Origin of the sequence: Synechococcus sp. KORDI-49 (assembly GCF_000737575.1) — a bacterium.
GTDB lineage: Bacteria > Cyanobacteriota > Cyanobacteriia > PCC-6307 > Cyanobiaceae > Parasynechococcus.
On sequence record NZ_CP006270.1, the window covers coordinates 1,191,948 to 1,213,873 of the forward strand.

The following is a 21,926-nucleotide window of genomic DNA, read 5'->3' on the forward strand; positions in this document are numbered from 1 at the left end:
AGTCCCGGGCCGGGTCGATCCAGCGGTTCAGGCCGGTTTGTTCAGGCGAATGGCGACAAGAAGTGTCCCGACCGTGCCTGGGGCTGCAAGAGCCAGGATCCAACCGGTGGTGCTCACACCGAGATCGGGATCTCCGTAAGCGAGCTCAAAGACACATCCGGTGGAAGCAATACCCAGGATGCAGGCCAGGGCGAGGAACACGCCCGCCAGAGGTTTCATCGGCATGGATCAGGAGACGCTCCGCACGTGCTGGCTCTGAAAGCCATTCTCCTTGAGTTCCTTCTCCAGACCTGAGGCATCGGTCACCCGATCGACGAACAGCACGCCGTTCAGATGATCCATCTCGTGCTGGATGCAGCGCGCCATCAGACCATCCGCCTTCATCTTGCGGGGACGCCCCATCTCGTCGCGGTAACTGAGCTCGATCGACGTCGGCCGGACCACATCCAGGTAGACGCCCGGGATGCTGAGGCAGCCTTCCTCGTAGGTGTCGATCGAGGCACTGGAGGCCGAGATCTCCGGGTTGATCAGCACCAGCGGCGGGGTGGCGGCGTTCTCCAGATCCAGATCGATCACCAGCAGCTGCTGGTGAACGCCGACCTGGGGAGCAGCCAGGCCGATGCCCTTGGCGGTGTACATGCTGCGCAGCATGTCGCGGGCCAGCTCCCGCACCTGCTCATCCACCTTGCCGATGCGACGGGCGGGCTGTCGCAGCACCTCATCGCCGAGGGTGTGAATCTCCAGCGGTGGCGTTTCCAGCGCCTGCTTGGGAACCAGCATGGTGTCCCGAGCCTTGTCGGCATTCCGGGCCAACTGGGCAAAGCTTCCCGCCAAGGACTCCAGAGCGTTGATTCAACATGTTAAGCGGCCCGAACCAGGCGATATGGAACCTGCTGCACACCGGCAACCACTCGCCAGTGATCACGCCGTCGGCAGGCTGCCCGGGCTGAAGGAACCCCGCCTGCTGAAAGGGTCGGATCAACGTCTCTGGCTGCTCTGGCTGGAACAGCGTCCCCAGGAACGCGGCCGCACCACAGCACTGATCCGCCCGTTCGCGGACTCCGCCGCCAAGCCGGTGGAGCTGACTCCCGCTCCGATCAACCTGCGCAGCCGCGTGCACGACTACGGCGGCGGGGTGCTGACAGCCGCGATCGAGAACGGTCAGCTGCTGCTGGTCTGGATCGCGGCGGGCTGCCTCTGGCAGCAGCACTGGCACCTGCCCGACAGCTCCGGGGCTGCTGCCGCCGTGATGGAGCCCCTGCGGCTGACGCTGCCTGGGGAGTGGGATCTGGCCGACGGATTGCTGGATCTTCGCCGCCGTCGCTGGCTCGGGATCAGGGAGATGGCAGGACGTGACCAGCTGGTGCAGGTCTCGCTCGACAGCAGCGATCAGGAGCCGCAGCTGCTGCACCAGCCGGCGGACTTCGCCGGCTATGCCGTCCTCAGCGCCGATGGCGGACAGCTGGCCTGGGTGGAATGGCAGCAACCGGCTATGCCCTGGGACAGCAGCCGGGTGTGGTGGTCGCCTCTCAGCGAAACAGGTGAGCTGGCCGCTCCCTGCAGCCTGGCCGGCGGAGACGCCACCGCCGTGTTCCAGCCCCAGTGGCTGCCGGACGGGCGGCTGCTGGTGGCGGAGGACAGCAGTGGCTGGTGGAACCTGATGCTGCAGCAACCGGGGGCAACGACCTGGGAGCGCCCCTGGCCGATGGCGGCGGAGACCGCGATGCCGCAGTGGATCTATGGCATGAGCACCACCGCCTGGGATGGGGAGCACCTGCTGGCAGCGGTCTGCAGCGAGGGCCGCTGGCAGCTGAAGCGCCTGCGACTGGATGGACGAATCGAAGCTGTGAACCAGCCCTTCGATGACCTGGCCGGACTCGCCGCCCTCGAGGGCCGGGCCGTGGCGGTGGCCAGCAACAGCCGCACAGGGGCCGGCCTGCTGGAGCTGGATCTGCGCCAGCAGGCCGCGGAGCCCTGGATCCATACCTCCGCCGTGCCGACCGTGCTGGCACCCGCGGCGATCAGCGTGGCGGAGCCGATCTGGTTCGCCGGCCACAACGGTCAGCGCACCCATGCCTGGTACTACCCGCCGAGTGACGGCAGCAGCGGCGCAGCCCCGCTGCTGGTCAAGAGCCACAGCGGTCCGACGGCCATGGCCCGCCGCGGCCTCAGCCTGGCCATCCAGTACTGGACCAGTCGCGGCTGGGGCGTGGTGGATGTGAACTACGGCGGCTCCACGGGATTCGGGCGGGCCTATCGCGAGCGGCTCAACGGGGGTTGGGGCGTGGTGGATGTGAGCGACTGCGCGGCCGCAGCCCAGGCCTTGATCACGGCCGGACGGGCCCATCCGGAACGCATCGCCATCGAAGGGGGCAGCGCCGGAGGCTTCACCACACTGGCGGCCCTCTGCTTCACCGATGTGTTCCGCGCCGGAGCCTGTCGTTATGCGGTTTGTGATCTCACCGCCATGGCTGTGGACACCCACCGCTTCGAAGCCCGCTATCTCGACACCCTGGTGGGGGCCTGGCCTGAGGATCGGGCCCGCTACGACGAACGCTCACCGCTGCAGCACGCCGATCGGATCCGCTGCCCGGTGCTGTTCTTTCAGGGGCTGCAGGACAAGGTGGTGCCCCCGGAGCAGACCGAACGCATGGCGGCGGCACTGAGAGCCAACGGCGTGCCGGTGGAGGTGCGGCTGTTCGAGCAGGAAGGCCATGGCTTCCGTGACAGCGCAGTGCAGATCCAGGTGCTGGAGGAGACGGAAGCCTTCTTCCGGGAGCGGCTGGGGATCTGAAGCGGCGGGGGCACCCTATCCACGCTGAAAACGCAACCCACTTCAGACCATGTGATGGTTCCGACAGTGGAAAACAGCAGCCATCACCACGTGCCGGGCTGAACGTCGATCAGCCCGAAACCCTGGACTCCGGGGTGGTGGCGACTGGGCGTAGCGAACTGGCGGCCTGATCAGGCTCAGCTGTGCTCCCGCAGGAAGGAGACCGTGGAGGCGAGCTCTTCACCGAAACGGTCGATCTCCTCGAAGGTGCTGATGAAACTGAGGCTGGCCCTGGCGGATGCCGTGACGCCGTAGTGGCGATGCAACGGCTGACAGCAGTGATGGCCGCTCCGGATGCAGACACCGGAGGCATCCATGAGCGCAGCGATGTCGTTGGCGTGCACGCCCTCGACCAGGAAGGTGGCCAGGGCACCACGCTCGGGCTGCTGCTCGGGGGTGGGGCCCAGAACGCGCACTCCGTCGATGGCCTGCAGCCGCTCGAACAGATGGCGGGTGAGCTGCGCTTCCCAGGCCTGAATCGCCTCGAGGCCGACGGCCTGCAGATAGCGGATCGCCGCACCCATGCCGACCGCTTCACCGATGGCGGGGGTGCCGGCCTCGAACTTGTGAGGGAGATCCGCCCAGGTGCTGTGATCGAGGAAGACGTCCTGAATCATTTCGCCGCCCCCGAGGAAGGGAGGCATCGCCTCCAGCAGCGCCTCGCGCGCCCAGAGGAACCCCATCCCGGTGGGACCACACAACTTGTGGGAGGACGCCACCAGGAAATCGGCACCCAGCGCGGCGACGTCGGTGGGCTTGTGGGCCAGGCTCTGACAGGCATCCACCAGCACCAGGGCACCGGCGGCATGGGCGGCGGGGATCACCTGATCGAGGGGGTTGCAGCAGCCGAGACTGTTGCTGACATGCACCAGGCTCACCAGACGAGTGCGGTCGCTGAGCTTGGCGCGGAAGTCGTCGAGATCCAGTGCACCGGTTTCCGTGATGCCGACGTGGCGCAGCACACAACCGGTGCGCTGGGCCAGCAGCTGCCAGGGCACCAGGTTGCTGTGGTGCTCCATGAGGGTGAGCAACACCTCATCCCCCGCGCGCAGGTTGGCGTCACCCCAGCTGCGGGCCACCAGGTTGATCGCCTCGCTGGCATTGCGGGTGAACACGATCTCCCGCGCACTGGCTGCACCGACGAACTCCGCAGCCGCGGACCTGGCGGCCTCGAAGGATTCGGTGGCGCGGACGCTGAGCTGGTGGGCACCGCGATGCACATTGGCGTTGTCGCAGGCGTAGTAGTGCTGCAAGGCCTCGAGCACAGGGAGCGGCTTCTGGCTGGTGGCAGCGTGATCCAGGTAGATCAGCGGGCGACCGTCAGCGGCGCGCTGCTCCAGAACCGGGAAGTCGGCACGATATCGTGACGCCAACGTATCGATATTGACACGATTTTGTGCCAGCCTGAGATCAGTGCTGGTCATGCGGCCAGCCCCTCCAGCACCCGCTCGAGGGGAGACCAGATCCCGGCCTGATCCGGCAGCTGGCGAATCACCTCCAGACAGGCGCCGCGCAGCAGCAGGGCCGTGGCTTCTCCAGCAGCGATCCCACGGCTGCGCAGGTAGAAGAGTTCGTCCTCCTGCAACTGGCTGACGGTGGCTCCGTGGGCGCAGCGCACATCGTCAGCGACGATCTCAAGCTCAGGCTTGGTGTCGACACGGGCCCGATCCGACAGCAGCAGGTTGCGGCTCAGCTGAGCTGCATTGGTGCGTTGCGCCGCCCTGGGCACGCTGATGCCCCCGTTGAAGATGGAGTGGGAGCGACCGGCCGCCAGGCATTTCTGCAGTTGGTCGAGCTCCCCCTCCGGTCCGTCGAAACGGACAGAAGAGTGGGTGGCGAGCTGCTGATCCGCATCGCTCACCGCCAGACCCTGCAGGGTGGTGGTGGCCTGACCATCCACCTGCACGACCCGGGGCTCGAGACGTCCAAGGGACCAGCCCCGCATCACAGAGGTGAGGGCGTAGCGGCTGCGGGGCTCCTGTTCCACCGCCAGGTGGGCCAGCAGCGAGGCGCTGCCGTCTCCAAGAGCCAGCAGACCGTGGTTCAGGCAAGCCTCTTGACCCAGATGAACCTCCAGCACGTGGCTGTGGGCAGCGTCAGCCTGAGCCGTCACCACCTGCAGCAGATCCAGCTGCGCCTTTTCTTCCATCAGCAACAGCACCCGTGTCGCCGTCAGCCCCGCAGCACCTGTCTGCAGAAGCTCCAGAGGCGGCACTGAACCGCGCACCCGCAACGCCAGCACCCGCCGGCTGCAGGCATGGTTCAACTCCACCGGCCACACGTCGGCGCACCCGCAGCGATCGAGGGTGTGGCCGAGGGCCTGCCTGAGTTCGCTTTCAGTGAGAGCACTGATTCCCTCCGGAAGGGTCACACCCTCGAGGGGATCGCCGAGACCATCCAGCCGCAGGCGCAGCACTCCCGTGGCCACAGCCGGTTGCTCCGCCTTGGCCGGCGAGGCGCTGAGAGGCAGATCAGCCAGCGCTGCCAGACGTTTCAGATCCGTGAGCCGCCAGGCCTCCTGACGGCGGGTGGGCAGGCCGAGCCGCTGCAGGGCTTCCCGCCCCCGCTGCTGCACCGGCTCCAGCACGCTGCTTGCCATGGTCAGGCCACCCCCTGAGCGGCCAGTTCCTTGTCGACCCAGTCGTAGCCGGTCTTCTCCAGCTCGAGGGCCAGATCGCGCCCCCCGGTGCGGAGGATGCGGCCAGCCGCCATCACGTGCACGTAATCGGGAGTGATCTCATCGAGCAGGCGCTGGTAGTGGGTGATCAGCAGGGTGGCGTTCTCCGGTGTCGCCAGTTGATTCACACCAGCCGCCACGATGCGCAGCGCATCGATATCCAGACCCGAATCGGTTTCATCGAGGATCGCCACCACGGGCTCGAGCAGCGCCATCTGCAGGATCTCGTTGCGCTTCTTCTCTCCACCGGAGAAGCCTTCATTGACGCTGCGCTCGAGGAAGGCAGGGTCCATCTGCACCACCTTGAGCCTGTCGCGCACGTGGTCTTCGAAATCGAAGGTGTCCAGCTCCTCCTGCTCCCGCTGGAGCCTCCGGGCATTGGTGGCCACCCGCAGAAACTCCAGATTGCTCACCCCGGGGATCTCCACCGGGTACTGGAAACCGAGAAACACCCCCAATCGGGCGCGCTGCTCCGGTTCCAGCTCGAACAGGTCGTTGCCGCAATAGCGGACGGCACCGGCGGTGACCCGGTAAGCGGGGTGGCCGGCCAGCACCTTGGACAGCGTGCTTTTGCCGCTGCCATTGCGACCCATCACGGCGTGGATCTCTCCCGCCCGCACCTGCAGGTTCACCCCTTTGAGGATGGGTTGATCCTCCACGGAGGCATGCAGGTCAGTGATGTCGAGAAGCAGCTCGGCGTCAGGGCGGATCACGTGGATAAGAAGAACGGTTGGAACGGAGTGGTCAGGGGGATCAACCCACGGATCCCTCGAGCTTGAGGGCCAGCAGCTTGTCAGCTTCAGCGGCGAATTCCATCGGCAGCTGGTTGAACACATCACGGCAGAAGCCGCTCACCATCATCGACACCGCCTCTTCGAAACCGATGCCGCGGCTCTGCAGATAGAACAGCTGGTCTTCGGAGATGCGACAGGTGCTGGCCTCGTGCTCGATCGCCGCCTGGGGCTGCTGGGAGCGGATGTAGGGGTAGGTGTTCGCCGCCGCCTGATCACCGATCAGCATCGAATCGCACTGGCTGTAGTTGCGGGCCCCTTTCGCCGCGGGGCCGATCTGCACCAGGCCGCGATAGCTGTTGCTGGAATGGCCGGCGCTGATCCCCTTGCTCACGATCGTGGAGCGGGTGCGCGGACCGACGTGAACCATCTTCGTGCCGGTGTCGGCCTGCTGGCGGTTGTTCGTGAGGGCCACGGAATAGAACTCACCCACCGAATCCGCGCCCTGCAGCACGCAGCTGGGGTATTTCCAGGTGATCGCCGAGCCGGTTTCGACCTGGGTCCAGCTGATGCGGCTGCGATCACCGCGGCACTGACCACGCTTGGTGACGAAGTTGTAGATGCCGCCGACGCCGTTCTCATCGCCGGCATACCAGTTCTGCACGGTTGAGTACTTGATCGAGGCATCGTCCAGTGCCACCAGTTCCACCACCGCTGCATGCAGCTGATTGGTGTCGAACATCGGCGCCGTGCAACCCTCGAGATAGCTCACGGAAGCGCCTTCCTCGGCCACGATCAGCGTGCGCTCGAACTGACCGGTGTCGCCGGAATTGATGCGGAAATAGGTGGACAGCTCCATCGGGCACTCGACGCCCCTGGGGATGAAGACGAAGGAACCGTCGCTGAACACCGCTGAATTCAGAGCGGCGAAATAGTTGTCGTTGCTGGCCACCACCGTGCCCAGATAACGCTCGATCAGCTCAGGGTGCTCTTTGACCGCCTCACTGAAGGAGCAGAACACCACACCGTGCTCCGCCAGCTTTTCCTTGTAGGTGGTGGCGATCGAAACACTGTCGAACACCGCATCCACCGCCACATTGCTGAGCCGCTTCTGCTCGCTGAGAGGAATGCCGAGTTTGTCGAAGGTTTCCAGAAGCTTGGGATCCACCTCCTCCAGGCTCGATTTCTTCTCCTGCTGCTTCGGCGCCGCGTAATAAATGATGTTCTGGTAATCGATCGCCGGATAGCCCAGAGCAGCCCAGTCGGGCTCCTCAAGGGTGAGCCAGTGCCGGAAAGCCTTGAGCCGGAAATCCAGCAGAAAGGCTGGTTCATCCTTTTTGGAGGAGATCAGCCGAACAACGTCCTCGCTGAGACCCTTGGCGATCTTGTCGGTCTCGATCTCGGTGACGAAGCCGTACTTGTACGGCTGGCTGACGAGATCTCGCGTGGAGGTGCTGGTCATGCAGGTCAGCCGGCGGTGGCGTGAATCGTCTCGGTGCTGATCGTCTGAACCTTCTCCTGGGAAGCGAATGGATTGTCTTCCGTGAGAAACAGCATGCAGTGGCATTCCTTACGCTCCCGCATGGGCACGCAGGGGCAGTTCCAGAAGGCCTGGGACACTTCCGCTTCCTTGTCTTCGTAGTGGCGGCAAGGGCAGAGAGCGCCGCCCAATTCATCCTTGTGACGCGCCAGACCCTTCAGAACCACCGCGGTCACGCTGGGTTCCGTACAGAAGTAGGTACCGGTGCGCTGGGCGTAGGTCTCAGCGAACTTGCGGATCACCTCCAGACTTTCAGCTGTCGGCTCAGGAGCGGCGTCGGACATGGAGGCGAAGACGGATTACGAAACACCGTGGTTTCCTTATCGGAAGCCTAAGGCAGCCGATCGCCCCACGGCGGCCCACCATTGTGAACTCCAGCACTCCCCTTCCAGTGGCATCGTGTGATGAGGTTCCCTCTTCCATGACCGCCCCGGCTCAGGCCAGCACCCGCGATGCCCTGCTGTCCCTGCTTCTGGAGCGCGGGGATGCGGAGGCAGCTGACCTGGCGGGCGCCCTGGATCTCTCCGTTCAGGTGATCCGGCGTCATCTGCGCAGCCTCGCGGACGAGGGTCTTGCTGAATCCAGCACCGCAGCCAGCGGGCCTGGGCGCCCCAGCAATCGCTGGAGCCTCACCGAACGCGGGCGTGAACGGTTCCCCGATGGGAGTCGCCGCTTCGCGCTCGGCCTGCTGGACTCGATGCGCGCCAGCCTGCCCGAGGAGACGCTGAAGCAGCTGCTCAACCAGCAGGCTGAGGAGAAGGCGGAACAGTACCGACAGCAGCTGGGGGATGGCAGCCTGCAGCAGCGCCTGGAACAGCTGACGCGCCTGCGGCGCGACGAGGGCTACATCACCAGCTGCAGCCCAGAGGACGACGGCCTCAGCTGGCGCCTGCAGGAAGTGCACTGCTCGGTGCAACGCATCGCCGAGGAATTCCCCGCCGTGTGCGACCAGGAGCTGCTGTTGATCCGCCGCACCGTTCCGGACTGCCGGGTCGAACGGGTGCACTGGCGCCTGGAGGGGGGGCATGCCTGCGGTTTCCGGATCACACCGATCGAAAGCTGATGGCCATCGACGCGACGGTGATCGCGCGCATCGACGCGACGCTTCTGCCCCAGATGGACCGGCATCACCTGCGGTTGCTGGCCCATTGCCTCGAGAGCTTCCGGGCTATGGACAACGCTGCAGGCGATGCGCTGCCTGATGCCGCCAGCAGACGGCGCTGGTGTGAACAGCAACCGGTGGTCGCGGAGGAGCCGGGCTTCCTGCGCTCTCTGCTGCATCAGCTCGAGGGAGCCGCCGAGCAACTGCAGACCCTGGCCGACAGCCTGAACAAGCCCCCGCTGCAGCTGTCTCTGGAGGACCTGATCAGCGCCGCCGAGGCGCGCTGCCATCATCAGATTCAGCCGGGACGCGCCGATGAGCCTTGAGATTCCTGATGCCCTCAGCTTCTTCCGGCTGAGCTGCGGCCGCTGGCGCTCCCAGCGCAGCCAGCATCATCTGCTGCATCGGCGGGCCGAGGCAGGAGCCTCCTTCATCGTGGTGGAGGAACTGCCGAAAGGAGACCCGCGGCTGGCGGAGATCGCCGCCTGCAACGGGGAGAGCGCCGAACGGATCGTGGGCGGCTGCTGGGTCCGCTGGAGCGGATCGATGGCCTGGGACAGAGCCGGCGAATCCCACGAAGACCAGACCATGTTCGGGCTGATCCCCACCGACGACAGCGGGCGCAACGGCCTGCTGCTGAGGGATCGCGGCTATGCGGAGAAGGCACCGGTGGCCGGGCAGTTCCGCATGGATGAGGAGAACGGCCTGATCCTCACCACCGACTACGAAATGATGAGCTCGCTGGAGCGCTTCTGGTTCGCAGGGCCGAATCTGCGGCTGCGCACCAGCACCGTGCAGGGCCTCTCCAACAATGCCTCCTTCTGCATGGAAACCCGCCAGCTGGATGACCCAGCAGCGGCGACGGCGGCCGCCAGTGCCGGCATGCCCGGGGCCTTGGCCCCCTTCGGCTGGTAAGCAGAAGTACTCAACTCTCTATTACGGGATGTAATCGGTGCCCCTGCGGCAGGAAGGGGGACAGGTCGGCACTTCTACGATCTGCGGCAGTGGATGCTGAAGCTCGCGTGGCCATTCCCCTTCTGGAGTACGCACCGATCACCCAGAACTCACGGGTCGCCGCCCTGCGCGTGAACTCGGATGAGACGGCACGGGCCTACTCCATGGAAATCGCCATGGACCGGGACAACCTCGTCACGGTGATCGAGAGCGCCTATCGGCAGATCTTCTTCCACGCCTTCGAATCCGACCGCGACGTCAACCTGGAATCCCAGCTGAAGGACGGGCAGATCACGGTCCGGGACTTCATCCGTGGACTGGTGCTCTCCGACACCTTCAAGCGCAGCTTCTACGGGATGAACAGCAACTACAAGGTGGTTCGCCACCTTGTGGAGAAGCTGCTGGGCCGCAAGAGCAACAAGTCCGAGGAGATCGCCTGGTCAATCGTGATCGGCACCAAAGGGGTCGAGGGCCTCGTTGATGTGCTGCTCGACAGCCAGGAATACCTCGATGCCTTCGGCTACGACACCGTGCCCTCCCAGCGCAACCGGGTGCTCCCCGGACGCGACCTGGGTGACACCCCCTTCAACATCACCAGCCCCCGCTACGACGAGTACTACCGGGGGATCCTCGGCTTCCCTCAGATCGTGTTCATGGGAGGCCCCGGCAAGGCCTTGCCAGCACGCGCCAAGATCAAGCGGGGTGGCGCTCCCGCCGACTACCTCGAATGGCTCAAGGATCTGCCGATGCCCAACCCGCGCGGGAACGCCACCACCACGGACATCGACTACATGTCACGGGTTCCCTTCCGCAGCATCGGCCGCTGAACGTCGGCCCGGTCACTCACAAAAGCGGGGCCTCTGCCCCGCTTTTTTTGTGTGCTGAACAGTGATCCCCGCCAATCCTCCAACGGCTTGCCGTCAGTGGATGCTGACTCCGACTCCAGGCAAGGTCTGAATCGAGGTGTTTGGCCGCACAATGATCCCGAATGAAAACTGGAGTTTTTGGACGTGTCCCAAACCCTCACCTCTCTGGCACGTCTGACACTGCGCCAACTTCGGCAGATCGCAAGCGACCTGGGCGTTCCTCTTTACAGCCGTAAGAGCAAGGAAGCCCTCGTCGGCGAGGTGGCGCAGCGTCAGGAACAGCGCGGTGGTGATCTCAAGGCGATCGAGGCTGAGCTGAGTGCTCCCGCGATTTCCACCAGCGAGACCCGCGTGGTCTTCCTGCCTCGCGATCCCCAGTGGGCCTACGTGTTCTGGGAGATCTCCGACGATGACCGCCAGCGGGCTCAGAAGGAAGGCGCCAGCCGCCTCTGCCTGCGCCTTGCCGATGTGACCGGCATGCAGGACGGCAGCGCTCACCCTCACACCCTTCAGGAAGTCCCCGTCGACAGCCACAGCACCGAGTGGTATCTGCCGGTTCCCCTCTGCGATCGCGACTACCGCGTCGAGCTCGGCTACCGGATCGGCACCACCTGGATGTCCCTGGCCTTCTCCTCCGTGGCCCGCGTCCCGGCTCTGCACCCCAGCGAGCAGATCCTGGATCAGTTCGTCCCCTTCAGCCTCGACACCACTTCGGTTCCGGAAGCTCCTGCTGCTCCCGTCACACCCGCTGAGCCCAGCGACAGTGGCCTGCACGAGCGTCTGTATCAGAGCGCAACGGTGCACTTCCGCCGTCGCCGCGTTGGTTCCGAGGAGTTCCAGGAGGGTGTCGACTCCTCCGGCGATTCCGACAGCTTCGGACTGAGCGATTCCGGCATCGGCCTCTGGGCCAGCGGCCGCAATGAGTCCGGCCTCGGTGGTGTGGCTCCCCGCCAACGCTCCTTCTGGCTGGTGGCTGACGCCGAGCTGATCGTCTACGGCGCCACGGATCCTTCCGCCCGTCTCACCATCGGCGGCGAGGACGTGCCCCTCTCCACCGACGGCACCTTCCGCATCCAGGTGCCCTTCCGCGACGGTGAGCAGATGTACCCCATCGAAGCCACAGCCGCAGACGGCGAGCAGAAGCGCAACATCACCCTGAACTTCGCTCGTCAGACCCCCGAGGACAACAGCAACCCCGCCAGCGAAGCCCGCGCCGAGTGGTTCTGAACTCCCACGACAACGAAGCACCGGCCTCCCTGCGCTGGTTCGTCGCCATCACCCCCCTCGCGGGGGCGATGGCGTTTCCTTTGATCGTTCCGCTGGTGATGGCCCGGGTCGGGATCGCTGCCGGCGTCGCCGTTGCCCTGGTGCTGAGCAGTTTCTGGTTCATCGCCATGCTCAAGACCTCGGAGATGCCCCACTGATCTCGCCGGGGAATGCTTGAAGCGTGATCCCCATACGGCATCGTGCTCCGATCCCTCTCTCTGATCACTGCGCTGTTGGTCAGCAGCGGCTGCAGTCAGCAGGGTCGCGTGATCGGCAGTACGGCAACCGAACTGCCGCAGCCACCTCAGATCGAGGTGCTGTTCAATCACCGTGACAACAGCAGCTACCGCTCACCGCTGACGGGACGCTGGCGGAATGGCGATGATCTCGAGCGATCCCTGATCGCGGCCATCGAGGGCGCTCAGCAGGAGGTGCTGGTGGCCGTGCAGGAACTGACGCTGCCCGGGATCGCCAAAGCCTTGATCGCTGCCCGGGATCGCGGACTCACGGTGCAGGTGGTTCTGGAGAACACCTACAGCAGCCCCTGGAGTGAGCAGCAGCCCACCCACCTGGCGAAGCATCAACGTCAGCGCTGGCAACGCCTGCAGCAACTGGCGGATCTTGATGGCGACGGCGTCACCAGCGATGAGGAGGCTGCCGCCGGAGACGCGGTCGGCCTGCTGCAGGAGGCAGGCATCCCGATGGTGGACGACCGAGAGGACGGCAGCAGCGGCAGCGGCCTGATGCACCACAAATTCCTGGTGATCGACGGCAGCAGCGTGCTCACCGGCTCAGCCAATCTGACCAGTTCCGGCATCCATGGCGATGCCGGCCGCCACAGCACCCGCGGCAACGTCAATCACATGCTGCATCTGAGAAGTGAGGACCTGGCGGAGCTGTTCCGGGCTGAATTCCAGCGCATGTGGGGGGACGGACCCGGCGGCCGCAACGACAGTCGCTTCGGGTTGGCGAAACGATCCGCCGGCCCGCAGACGGTGATGGTGGGCGATGCCCGGGTGGAAGTGCTCTTCGCACCTCACCCGAAACGCAACCCGGAACATGGGTTGAACTGGCTGGCCCAGCAGTTGCGTGCAGCACGCCGCTCGATCGATATGGCGTTGTTCGTGTTCTCGGCCCAGCAGCTGGCCGATGTGCTGCAGGAGCGGGTGAAGGCCGGCGTGAAGATTCGGCTGGTGGCTGATCCCGGCTTTGCCAGCCGTTCCTTCTCGGAAGTGCTGGATCTGCTGGGGGTGGCCCTGCCGGATCACAACTGCAAGCTGGAGCGGAACAACCAGCCCTATGAGGCTCCCTTGCGCGGCGTCGGCACGCCACGGCTCGCCCGCGGCGACAAGCTGCATCACAAGTTCGCCGTGATCGACAACCGCACCGTGATCACCGGATCCTTCAACTGGTCGCCATCGGCTGCCCACACCAACGATGAAACCCTGCTCGCCATTCACTCTCCCCAACTCGCCAAACATTTCACCCGGGAGATGGATCGGCTCTGGGACACCGCCGAACTGGGGATCACACCGCACCTGCGCCGCAAACTGGAACGCCAGAAGATCCGCTGCGGGGATGGGGTTCCTGATGACCCAGGGAAGCCTTCCAATACTTCATCTTCAAGAGAGCAAAAAACTTAATTAAGCATAAAAAATCTTTTTAGCGGTTAACTTAATCAAAGCATAAAGACGGACGGCGATGATAGAATTAACTTCGACGAGTTGACGTAAGAAGTAACCGTGTCCGCCAATCCCATCACGGATCCCAATGACTACAGATCCGGCAATGAGTGGACTGGCACCAATCAGGATGATCTCCTCCTCTGGGTCAACGGATCCGATCAGATTGATGGCATGGCAGGAGATGACATCCTCCAGATCCCTCTCAACTTTGCTGATGTCGACATTCATACCTCCTCAACAGGCATCACCAAACTTGATTACAAGGAAAACTCCTACACCACACAGAACATCACGGTCTACAACGTCGAGACCATTGCCTTCCTTGATCAGGACCTCGACCTCAGTTCCGCAGACCAGGGCTTAGCTCCCATCACGGATCCCAATGACTACAGATCCGGTAATGAGTGGACTGGCACCAATCAGGATGATCTCCTCCTCTGGGTCAACGGATCCGATCAGATCGATGGCATGGCAGGAGATGACATCCTCCAGATCCCTCTCAACTTTGCTGATGTCGACATTCATACCTCCTCAACAGGCATCACCAAACTTGATTACAAGGAAAACTCCTACACCACACAGAACATCACGGTCTACAACGTCGAGACCATTGCCTTCCTTGATCAGGACCTCGACCTCAGTTCCGCAGACCAGGGCTTAGCTCCCATCACGGATCCCAATGACTACAGATCCGGCAATGCGTGGACTGGCACCAATCAGGATGATCTCCTCCTCTGGGTCAATGGATCCGATCAGATCGATGGCATGGCAGGAGATGACATCCTCCAGATCCCTCTCAACTTTGCTGATGTCGACATTCATACCTCCTCAACAGGCATCACCAAACTTGATTACAAGGAAAACTCCTACACCACACAGAACATCACGGTCTACAACGTCGAGACCATTGCCTTCCTTGATCAGGACCTCGACCTCAGTTCCGCAGACCAGGGCTTAGCTCCCATCACGGATCCGAGTAAATCAGAAATTAATCGAACCCAATGGAACGGAACAACAGAAGATGATGTTTTGATCTGGCTTGGTGGTGATGACATCATTGATGGCAAGGGCGGCAATGACACACTCCAAGTTGCACTCAAAAGAAGTAACGTAGTCATTCACACAGACTTTGCGAGGATCAGCAGAATTGAATACGATCAGAATTCAGCCTTTGGCTCTAAATGGATCACTCTATACAACATTGAAAACATTGCATTCCTCGACAAGACTGAAGCCTTAGAAACAACTTATGACCTGTTGGAGTTTGACCTAGAACCCATCCTTGACCCCGACGATTCAGAATATATCTCAACCACATGGGAGAACAGCACCAGCAACAATGATTTCCTTATCTGGCTGGGAGGGGAAGATATTATTGATGGAGGCGACGGAGTTGACAGCCTGAGCCTTAACCTTAAAGACAGTGAGGTTGTTGTCTCCAACAAAACTGCCGGTCACGCAACCATAGAGTTCAACAAGGATTCTATATTTGGAGCAAAAAGTATCAAGACCAGGAATGTTGAATACATCGACTTACTGGATAAATCCTATGAGATCATTCAACCAGAAGTCGCCATCAACACAATTGACGACCCAGGCAATTCAGACTATCTACGATCACAGTGGGCAGGTACAGAAGATGATGATGTCTTGGTCTGGCTTGGTGGCGACGACATCATTGATGGCAAAGGCGGCAATGACACAATCCAAGTTGCACTCAAAAGCAGCGAAGCATTAATTCATACAGATTTTTATGGAATCAGCCGAATTGAATACGATCAGGATTCGGTCTTTGGCTCCAAATGGATTACTATTTACAATGTTGAAAATATTGCGTTCCTCGACACAGTTAACGCCTTAGAAACCACTTATGACAAACTTGGGTTTGACCTTGTCCCTACCCTTGATCCCGATGATTCAGAATACATTTCAACGACATGGGAGAACAGCACCGATAAACACGATATCCTTATATGGCTGGGCGGGGAAGATATTATCGATGGTGGCGATGGAGTCGATACTCTTAGCCTCAACCTCAAAGATAGTGAAGTCCTCCTCTCCAACACAACTCCAGGTCACGCAACCATAGAGTTTGACAGAGATTCAGTACTTGGTCCAAAAAATATTCAGACCAGAAATATTGAGTTTATCGATTTACTAGATCAAACATATGAGATCGTTCAGCCTGAGGCCAATACCAACACAATTGATGATCCTAGCAATTCAGACTATCTACGATCACAGTGGGCAGGTACACAAGATGACGATGTCTTGGTTTGGCTAGGTGGCGATGACATCATTGATGGCAAGGGCGGCAATGACACTCTCCAGGTTTCTATTCAGAGTAACGAGGCAACTGTTCATACGGATGTTCTTGGAATCAGCAGAATTGAATACGACAAGAATTCAGTACTAGGCTCTAAATGGATCACCTTCTTTAACATAGAGAATATTGCTTTCTTGGACAAGATCCACAAGCTCGAAGCCATAGATGAAAAGGACGAATTCAAGCTCTCTCCAACGATTGACCCAGGAGATTCCATGTATTCCATGGATATCTGGGACAATGGAACAGAACATGATGATCACTTTCTTTGGCTCGCAGGGGCAGACATTATTGACGGAAGTGCAGGCAATGATACTGTTTCCATCAATCTAAATGTTGATGACGTTGAAGTGTTCTCCAGCCAAGCAAATGAAACAATCTTAAGATTCCAAAACACAACACATTACACGTCAAATCATCTTTACCTTCAAAACATTGAGGCAGTAGCACTCCTTGACGGTAGCATTAATCTAAATGAATCAGAAAGGATTGCCAAGAACCTTGGATCAATTGCCATCGAGATAGAAGGATTCAAGGGTATTGATTCAATTCTTACAGTTAAGGTTGTCGCTCCTGATCCCAATGGCTATCAAGAGTACAATGTTAATTGGCACAAGTCAGACGATGGCCTTAATTGGACATCAGTCAGCAATAACTATAGCTATGCTTTAACTTCTCGCGATGCCGGAAGCCATATCAGGGCTGAGGCTATTTACGTCGACAACGATGGCTTCGCAGAAAAAGTCACTGCGGAAGATTTATTCATCCCATCCAATCTCAAGGAAAAGGAATACTGGAAAGCTCAAGGGAAATACCACTACACAGGAGATGAAGATAGTGATTATTTCACCTTCAGTGGCTTCATTCAAGGAAATACTGCGAATCACGAGGCTGGATCAGATATTTATCATTACACCTCTGAACTGGATTTATTTGACTCTCTAGATGGGTCCGGCTTTTACATCTATGATACTCTAGAGAAAGTGGGGGAAGAACAAAAAGAATACGCGAAAGAGAATGCTGGATTGATTGTGAATCAATATTATGACTCATATTCCAAGAAGTTGTATTTAACAAGAAGCCCAGAGATCTATCAATATCATGCAAATGACATATCGGACTATGTTGAAAATCTTGCCTTCATTCATAACGGAGTCACCTATCAATTCAGTGAGTCTTCGCCCCTCGATATCAGTCCTGACGATACATACTCCTATGAAGATCTGGGTATGCTCTCATCGAATCACGATTCCGAGCATCATGGGGCCGTCAAGAGCCAATCGTATGCTGATTGGTGGTTCTCCGTTGATGATCCATTAAGGGCTGAGATACAACTCACTGATTTTCAAGATGATCTTGATATTTATCTGTACAAACTGAAGGATGAGAAACTCGACTTAATTGGGCAATCAGAAGCAGCTGCCTCGAGCCCTGAGCTTTTAGAAAAGGCTTTAGAAGCCGGAGACTACATTCTTGAGGTCAGCTTCTATGAGGATTTAGACGACTCCTCTGAGCCTAGCCAATATTCCTTGACCTTTACAACGGAGAGTTTATTAGCAGAAGGAAGCCTCCTGCCAAATGATCCGCGATTCGATGATCAATGGTATCTGCTAAATACTGGTCAAGCTGATGGTATTGCACATTACGACGTGTCGGCAGCACAAGCCTGGAAGTCCATTCAAGATGCCAGTGAAATCGTCGTCGCTGTTGTAGATACTGGTGTAAATATTAATCACGAAGATCTCGTCTCAAATATCTGGGTCAATGCAGGTGAAATACCAGGGAACGGCCTTGACGATGATCAAAATGGCTACATCGACGATATTCACGGCTGGCATTTTGATGTTACCTATGCATCAAATCATGTCATGGATTATCGCGGGCATGGCACACATGTCGCGGGAACGATTGGCGCTGAAGGCAACAACAGTATTGGCGTAACCGGAGTTGCATGGGATGTGCAGCTGATGCCTGTCAAAGTATTTCCTGATATGGATGGTGCTAAATCTGCAAATCAAGATGTATTGGATGGGATCAAATATGCAGTCGATAACGGTGCTGACGTTATCAATCTGTCATTAGGGGCCTACCATCTTTATTCGTCACTTGAAGAACTGAAGAAAGATAATCCGCATTATTATAATCTTTGGTTGAATGCACTCACTTATGCGAGCGATAACGACGTTGTAGTGATCGCAGCAGCCGGCAACGAAGAATATGATTTAGACACTACTCATATCTCAGTTCCCGCATCATTCAGCTCAATCATTCCCGGAATGATTTCTGTTGCGGCAATTGCCAACAATGGAGATCTTGCCTACTACAGCAACTACGGAGAGACGGTCACCATTGGTGCACCTGGTGGTGACATGAAGACCAACAACAATATCCAAGGGGGCATCTTAAACACTTACAAAAACGGCTATTATTATTTGCAAGGAACTTCAATGGCTGCACCTGTGGTTGCTGGTGCAGCAGCCCTCATACGTGCTCAATACCCAGAACTTACGGCAGCAGAAGTTAAGCAGGCCATCGTTGATGGAGCCCAACAATTCAAGCAACTTCAATCAGTCGTGGATGCTGGCAGCTATCTTGACATCCCTGGAGCATTAACGGAAGCTGCATTACTACAGGACAACAGCTCAAGGGCTAGACATAAACCAACGCTTCCTGGATTTCTTTCCACTGGGCAAACAATCAAATCAATCAGCCAAGACCCAGGAGAAGCCAGCAGCGACTCAAATGCTACACAAGCAGTTGAATACCTGTGGGAAATATCATATGACGGCGTTGAGTGGGCGACAGTATCACAGTCTGCGGAATTTGAAATTGAGGATGCCCACGAAGGTGCCTTGCTTAAACTCACGGAGGGCTATACCGACGAAAGCAACTCCGTCTACTTCCTGGAGTCTGATCCGAGTCAAATCGAGTATTCAAATGATGGGGCAGCTGAGTTTCAGATCCAAGGCAACTCACTCGTTGGTAGTGAACTGCTGATTGAGAAAATAAAAGCTGACCCCGATGGTGATGGCTCTTTTACATATCAATGGCAACTTTCATCTGATGGAAGCAACTGGTCATCCATTGGTTCCTCTCAAAGCCTGCGCTTGGATGAAGCATATGCTGATGCTAACATCAAAGTAATTGTAAGTTATACAGACCAGCAGGGATTCAATGAATCGATCGAAACAACTTCTCTGACTATTCAAATTCCTGAGGTCAAGCCACCAGCCGAAAACAAAACCGATACTTCACCACCAACACTCCAATCTCTCCAGCTCTCATCTGACAACCTTGATCTCTCTCTCGAGACGTCCCTACAAGCTTCCATCCAACTCTCGGATGACATCAGCGGCTTTGCAGATGATTCCGCACTTCATGCTGAAATCCGTTGGTTGAGTCCCTCTGGCAATCAATTCGTTGATGCTTCTTTCTATGCATCCTCTTCTGGTAATGATCTAGACGCCACATTCACAGATACCGTCTCCTTCCTACCAAGCAGCGAAACAGGAACCTGGTCTGTCGATTACCTCCGCATCATTGATGATGCTGGCAACAGCACGCAATTCAACAATTCTGAACTCCTTTCTCTCAGCATTGACCCCTCCTTTTCACTTTCAGCTGGTACCGACGGTAACAACAACAATACTGATACCGCTCCTCCAACACTCCAATCTCTCCAGCTCTCATCTGACAACCTTGATCTCTCTCTCGAGACGTCCCTACAAGCTTCCATCCAACTCTCGGATGACATCAGCGGCTTTGCAGATGATTCCGCACTTCATGCTGAAATCCGTTGGTTGAGTCCCTCTGGCAATCAATTCGTTGATGCTTCTTTCTATGCATCCTCTTCTGGTAATGATCTAGATGCCACATTTACAGATACCGTCTCCTTCCTACCAAGCAGCGAAACAGGAACCTGGTCTGTCGATTACCTCCGCATCATTGATGATGCTGGCAACCGTACTCAATTCAACAGTTCTGAACTCCTTTCTCTCAGCATTGATCCCACCTTTTCACTTTCAGCTGGCACCGACGGTAACAACAACAATACTGATACCGCTCCTCCAACACTCCAATCTCTCCAGCTCTCATCTGACAACCTTGATCTCTCTCTCGAGACGTCCCTACAAGCTTCCATCCAACTCTCGGATGACATCAGCGGCTTTGCAGATGATTCCGCACTTCATGCTGAAATCCGTTGGTTGAGTCCCTCTGGCAATCAATTCGTTGATGCTTCTTTCTATGCATCCTCTTCTGGTAATGATCTAGACGCCACATTCACAGATACCGTCTCCTTCCTACCAAGCAGCGAAACAGGAACTTGGTCTGTCGATTACCTCCGCATCATTGATGATGCTGGCAACCGCACTCAATTCAACAGTTCTGAACTCCTTTCTCTCAGCATTGATCCCACCTTTGATCTATTCAGAAACAGAAACGAGAATTCAATCAGCTCAGACCCTACAGATATAGATGGAGACAATCTGATTCAGCCCCTCACCGATGGACTGATCCTCACCACCGCTGCTTACGCCATCGAAGTTGCCAGTGGAGCACTGACGGCACCGGCTTCCTTCAACGGCTCACTGCTTGACGCTGTCATCCATCCGGCTTCCAACCGCTCCACATCAGCCGCGATCAAGGCACACCTCACCTCCGCCATCAGCAGCTCATCCCTGGAGAGCAACAACAACGGCATCGTTGATCTCCAGGATGCTGAATCCATGCTCCGCTCTGCCATGGGCACCTTCCCCGGCAATGCTCTTTCGTCTGATCTGGCGGAATCTGCCCTCACTCTTGGCACGGCATCACCTCTCACCCTCGAGCAGCAGCTCCATGCCATTGAGCAGACCGCATGGCTGGGTTGACGAACACTTGCCCCTCACGCCTTAAGCCATGCTCCCGCTCATCGCCATGCTGATTTGCCCTGGGCAGACAACCCTGGAAGCTCAGGCCTGTGCCACACGAAATGTCGAACAATCCGACGCCAAGCTGAATGCAATCCTGGGCGACAGAACGTTCTCAGCGTGGAACAAGCATCGTGACCGCTTCTGCTCCCTGGCCAAAGAGTCGCTGAAGGACGGATCCATTCACGGCCAAGTTCTGCTGGGTTGCTTTCAGCAGTTCAATCAACTGCTGCTGAATGAATTTCACAGCCTGGCTGATCCGCCTCTCAAGCAGAACAGAGCAGAAGGTGAATGGGTTCACTGCATCGTCAAGCGTGAGTCCGGGCACCAGTTCGATGGCGGATGCATGGTCCAACCGTTCGCTGGCGATGGGAGCTTTCACCTGCGCAATGCCTTCCACGATGTTGATCTGATCCCCGGGATCAATCGCCTCACCATCCGTGTCACGGAACCCAGCAAAGCTTGGTTGACCGTCCAAGGCTTGAACCTTGATCAGTCACCTAGCCAGACCCAATCACCCGCTGAGCGCCGTGACGATGACAAGACCTGCTGGATCACCAGAGGGTTATCGGTCTGCATCAACTGAACAGCGATCAGGTCAGAATGCGCCCATGACTCCGTTCCACTCCACCGCAGCTCTGCTGCTGCTGGCTCTCGCCCTGCCGGTGCAGGCGGCAGAGCCGTATGTGCCCTGGCCGAGCAAGGAGAAGCTGCGCGAGATTCAGCTCGCCGCCTACAGCTGTTCCAGGGAGAACGACGCGGCTGACTGCAGCCGAGCCCGCAGCCTGGCTGATCCGCTGATGGACCATCCCCGCCTGCCCGTGGTCTGCAAGGACGTGCTCTGGGCCGTGATCGAACGATCCACCACCGCAGGCAGCAACGATTACAAACGCCGCGACAGCATCGACAGCGAGGCCCGGCGCATCACGATCAGCTGCGCGGAGCCAGTGAAGAAAACGCCGAAGAACCAGCCTCAGGGTGGACCGAATCCCGGCGGTGGTGGCAGCGGCTTCGGGTTCGGGGCCTCCTGATCACG

At 58.5% G+C, this 21,926-nt stretch carries 18 protein-coding genes; 10 read left to right on the top strand and 8 right to left on the bottom strand.

Features of this window, described 5'->3' with window-relative positions; genetic code table 11:
- Nucleotides 1-27 precede the first annotated feature (27 nt).
- Together KR49_RS06240 and def are read right to left on the bottom strand one after the other, a co-directional pair.
- Complete coding sequence (locus tag KR49_RS06240) at nt 28-225, bottom strand: hypothetical protein (RefSeq protein WP_043692952.1); 198 nt, start codon at nt 223-225, stop codon at nt 28-30.
- Nucleotides 226-228: 3 nt separating this feature from the next.
- Complete coding sequence (gene def / locus KR49_RS06245; RefSeq protein ID WP_043692953.1) at nt 229-834, bottom strand: peptide deformylase; 606 nt, start codon at nt 832-834, stop codon at nt 229-231.
- A 49-nt stretch (nt 835-883) separates the two neighbouring features.
- On the opposite strand from def, the gene KR49_RS06250 reads away from it, so the two are divergent.
- The gene (locus KR49_RS06250; RefSeq protein WP_043692957.1) at nt 884-2,794 is read left to right on the top strand and encodes a prolyl oligopeptidase family serine peptidase; all 1,911 of its coding nucleotides are present in this window, start codon (nt 884-886) and stop codon (nt 2,792-2,794) included.
- 176 nt (nt 2,795-2,970) lie between these two features.
- On the opposite strand, the gene KR49_RS06255 is transcribed toward KR49_RS06250, so the two are convergent.
- Genes KR49_RS06255 through KR49_RS06275 form a run of 5 tightly spaced genes read right to left on the bottom strand, consistent with a single transcriptional unit; the run spans nt 2,971 to nt 8,065 of the window.
- Nucleotides 2,971-4,257, bottom strand: coding sequence for a SufS family cysteine desulfurase (locus tag KR49_RS06255; protein ID WP_052378192.1), 1,287 nt, complete (start codon nt 4,255-4,257; stop codon nt 2,971-2,973).
- Nucleotides 4,254-5,432, bottom strand: coding sequence for a SufD family Fe-S cluster assembly protein (locus tag KR49_RS06260; RefSeq protein WP_043692958.1), 1,179 nt, complete (start codon nt 5,430-5,432; stop codon nt 4,254-4,256). The genes KR49_RS06255 and KR49_RS06260 overlap by 4 nt, the downstream gene beginning before the upstream one ends.
- 2 nt (nt 5,433-5,434) lie before the next feature.
- The gene (gene sufC, locus KR49_RS06265) at nt 5,435-6,223 is read right to left on the bottom strand and encodes a Fe-S cluster assembly ATPase SufC (RefSeq protein ID WP_043692962.1); all 789 of its coding nucleotides are present in this window, start codon (nt 6,221-6,223) and stop codon (nt 5,435-5,437) included.
- A 40-nt stretch (nt 6,224-6,263) separates the two neighbouring features.
- Nucleotides 6,264-7,703, bottom strand: coding sequence for a Fe-S cluster assembly protein SufB (gene sufB / locus KR49_RS06270; RefSeq protein WP_043692965.1), 1,440 nt, complete (start codon nt 7,701-7,703; stop codon nt 6,264-6,266).
- 5 nt (nt 7,704-7,708) lie between these two features.
- Nucleotides 7,709-8,065: a ferredoxin-thioredoxin reductase catalytic domain-containing protein gene (locus tag KR49_RS06275; RefSeq protein WP_043692969.1), complete on the bottom strand. Its 357-nt coding sequence runs from the start codon at nt 8,063-8,065 to the stop codon at nt 7,709-7,711.
- Nucleotides 8,066-8,202: 137 nt separating this feature from the next.
- Between KR49_RS06275 and sufR the strand changes: the two genes are divergently transcribed.
- The 8 genes from sufR (at nt 8,203) to KR49_RS13000 (ending at nt 20,851) form a co-directional block, all read left to right on the top strand.
- Nucleotides 8,203-8,844: an iron-sulfur cluster biosynthesis transcriptional regulator SufR gene (gene sufR / locus KR49_RS06280; protein WP_043692972.1), complete on the top strand. Its 642-nt coding sequence runs from the start codon at nt 8,203-8,205 to the stop codon at nt 8,842-8,844.
- The gene (locus tag KR49_RS06285; RefSeq protein ID WP_043692975.1) at nt 8,844-9,209 is read left to right on the top strand and encodes a hypothetical protein; all 366 of its coding nucleotides are present in this window, start codon (nt 8,844-8,846) and stop codon (nt 9,207-9,209) included. Before sufR ends, KR49_RS06285 begins: the two co-directional genes overlap by 1 nt.
- On the top strand, nt 9,199-9,798 hold the full coding sequence (locus tag KR49_RS06290) for a phycobiliprotein lyase (RefSeq protein ID WP_043692977.1): 600 nt from the start codon (nt 9,199-9,201) through the stop codon (nt 9,796-9,798). The genes KR49_RS06285 and KR49_RS06290 overlap by 11 nt, the downstream gene beginning before the upstream one ends.
- Before the next feature lie 107 nt (nt 9,799-9,905).
- Nucleotides 9,906-10,664 (top strand): phycobilisome rod-core linker polypeptide, encoded by a 759-nt coding sequence (locus KR49_RS06295; RefSeq protein ID WP_253912837.1) that lies wholly within the window; start codon nt 9,906-9,908, stop codon nt 10,662-10,664.
- Between the two features lie 183 nt (nt 10,665-10,847).
- Nucleotides 10,848-11,930, top strand: coding sequence for a DUF4912 domain-containing protein (locus KR49_RS06300; RefSeq protein WP_043696977.1), 1,083 nt, complete (start codon nt 10,848-10,850; stop codon nt 11,928-11,930).
- Entirely contained in the window at nt 11,921-12,127 is a 207-nt protein-coding gene (locus tag KR49_RS06305; RefSeq protein WP_043692983.1) for a hypothetical protein, read from the top strand. Before KR49_RS06300 ends, KR49_RS06305 begins: the two co-directional genes overlap by 10 nt.
- Nucleotides 12,128-12,169: 42 nt before the next feature.
- Nucleotides 12,170-13,612 carry a phosphatidylserine/phosphatidylglycerophosphate/cardiolipin synthase family protein gene (locus KR49_RS06310; RefSeq protein WP_253912838.1) on the top strand — a complete coding sequence of 481 codons (1,443 nt, stop codon included), beginning with the start codon at nt 12,170-12,172 and terminating at the stop codon, nt 13,610-13,612.
- Between the two features lie 99 nt (nt 13,613-13,711).
- Nucleotides 13,712-20,851 (top strand): S8 family peptidase, encoded by a 7,140-nt coding sequence (locus KR49_RS13000; RefSeq protein WP_052378194.1) that lies wholly within the window; start codon nt 13,712-13,714, stop codon nt 20,849-20,851.
- Nucleotides 20,852-21,005: 154 nt separating this feature from the next.
- Here KR49_RS13000 and KR49_RS14400 read toward each other — a convergent pair whose 3' ends face one another.
- Nucleotides 21,006-21,368, bottom strand: coding sequence for a hypothetical protein (locus KR49_RS14400; protein ID WP_253912839.1), 363 nt, complete (start codon nt 21,366-21,368; stop codon nt 21,006-21,008).
- Between the two features lie 133 nt (nt 21,369-21,501).
- Here KR49_RS14400 and KR49_RS06325 point away from each other — a divergent pair, with 133 nt between their 5' ends.
- The gene (locus KR49_RS06325) at nt 21,502-21,921 is read left to right on the top strand and encodes a hypothetical protein (RefSeq protein ID WP_052378195.1); all 420 of its coding nucleotides are present in this window, start codon (nt 21,502-21,504) and stop codon (nt 21,919-21,921) included.
- Nucleotides 21,922-21,926 lie beyond the last annotated feature (5 nt).

Coding starts and splice junctions, on each gene's coding strand:
- KR49_RS06250 (WP_043692957.1), top strand. CDS start 884: ATGGAACCTGCTGCACACCGGCAACCACTCGCCAGTGATCACGCCGTC.
- KR49_RS06275 (WP_043692969.1), bottom strand. CDS start 8,065: ATGTCCGACGCCGCTCCTGAGCCGACAGCTGAAAGTCTGGAGGTGATC.
- KR49_RS06285 (WP_043692975.1), top strand. CDS start 8,844: ATGGCCATCGACGCGACGGTGATCGCGCGCATCGACGCGACGCTTCTG.
- KR49_RS06325 (WP_052378195.1), top strand. CDS start 21,502: ATGACTCCGTTCCACTCCACCGCAGCTCTGCTGCTGCTGGCTCTCGCC.
- sufR (WP_043692972.1), top strand. CDS start 8,203: ATGACCGCCCCGGCTCAGGCCAGCACCCGCGATGCCCTGCTGTCCCTG.
- sufB (WP_043692965.1), bottom strand. CDS start 7,703: ATGACCAGCACCTCCACGCGAGATCTCGTCAGCCAGCCGTACAAGTAC.
- KR49_RS06260 (WP_043692958.1), bottom strand. CDS start 5,432: ATGGCAAGCAGCGTGCTGGAGCCGGTGCAGCAGCGGGGGCGGGAAGCC.
- KR49_RS06255 (WP_052378192.1), bottom strand. CDS start 4,257: ATGACCAGCACTGATCTCAGGCTGGCACAAAATCGTGTCAATATCGAT.
- KR49_RS06290 (WP_043692977.1), top strand. CDS start 9,199: ATGAGCCTTGAGATTCCTGATGCCCTCAGCTTCTTCCGGCTGAGCTGC.
- KR49_RS06240 (WP_043692952.1), bottom strand. CDS start 225: ATGCCGATGAAACCTCTGGCGGGCGTGTTCCTCGCCCTGGCCTGCATC.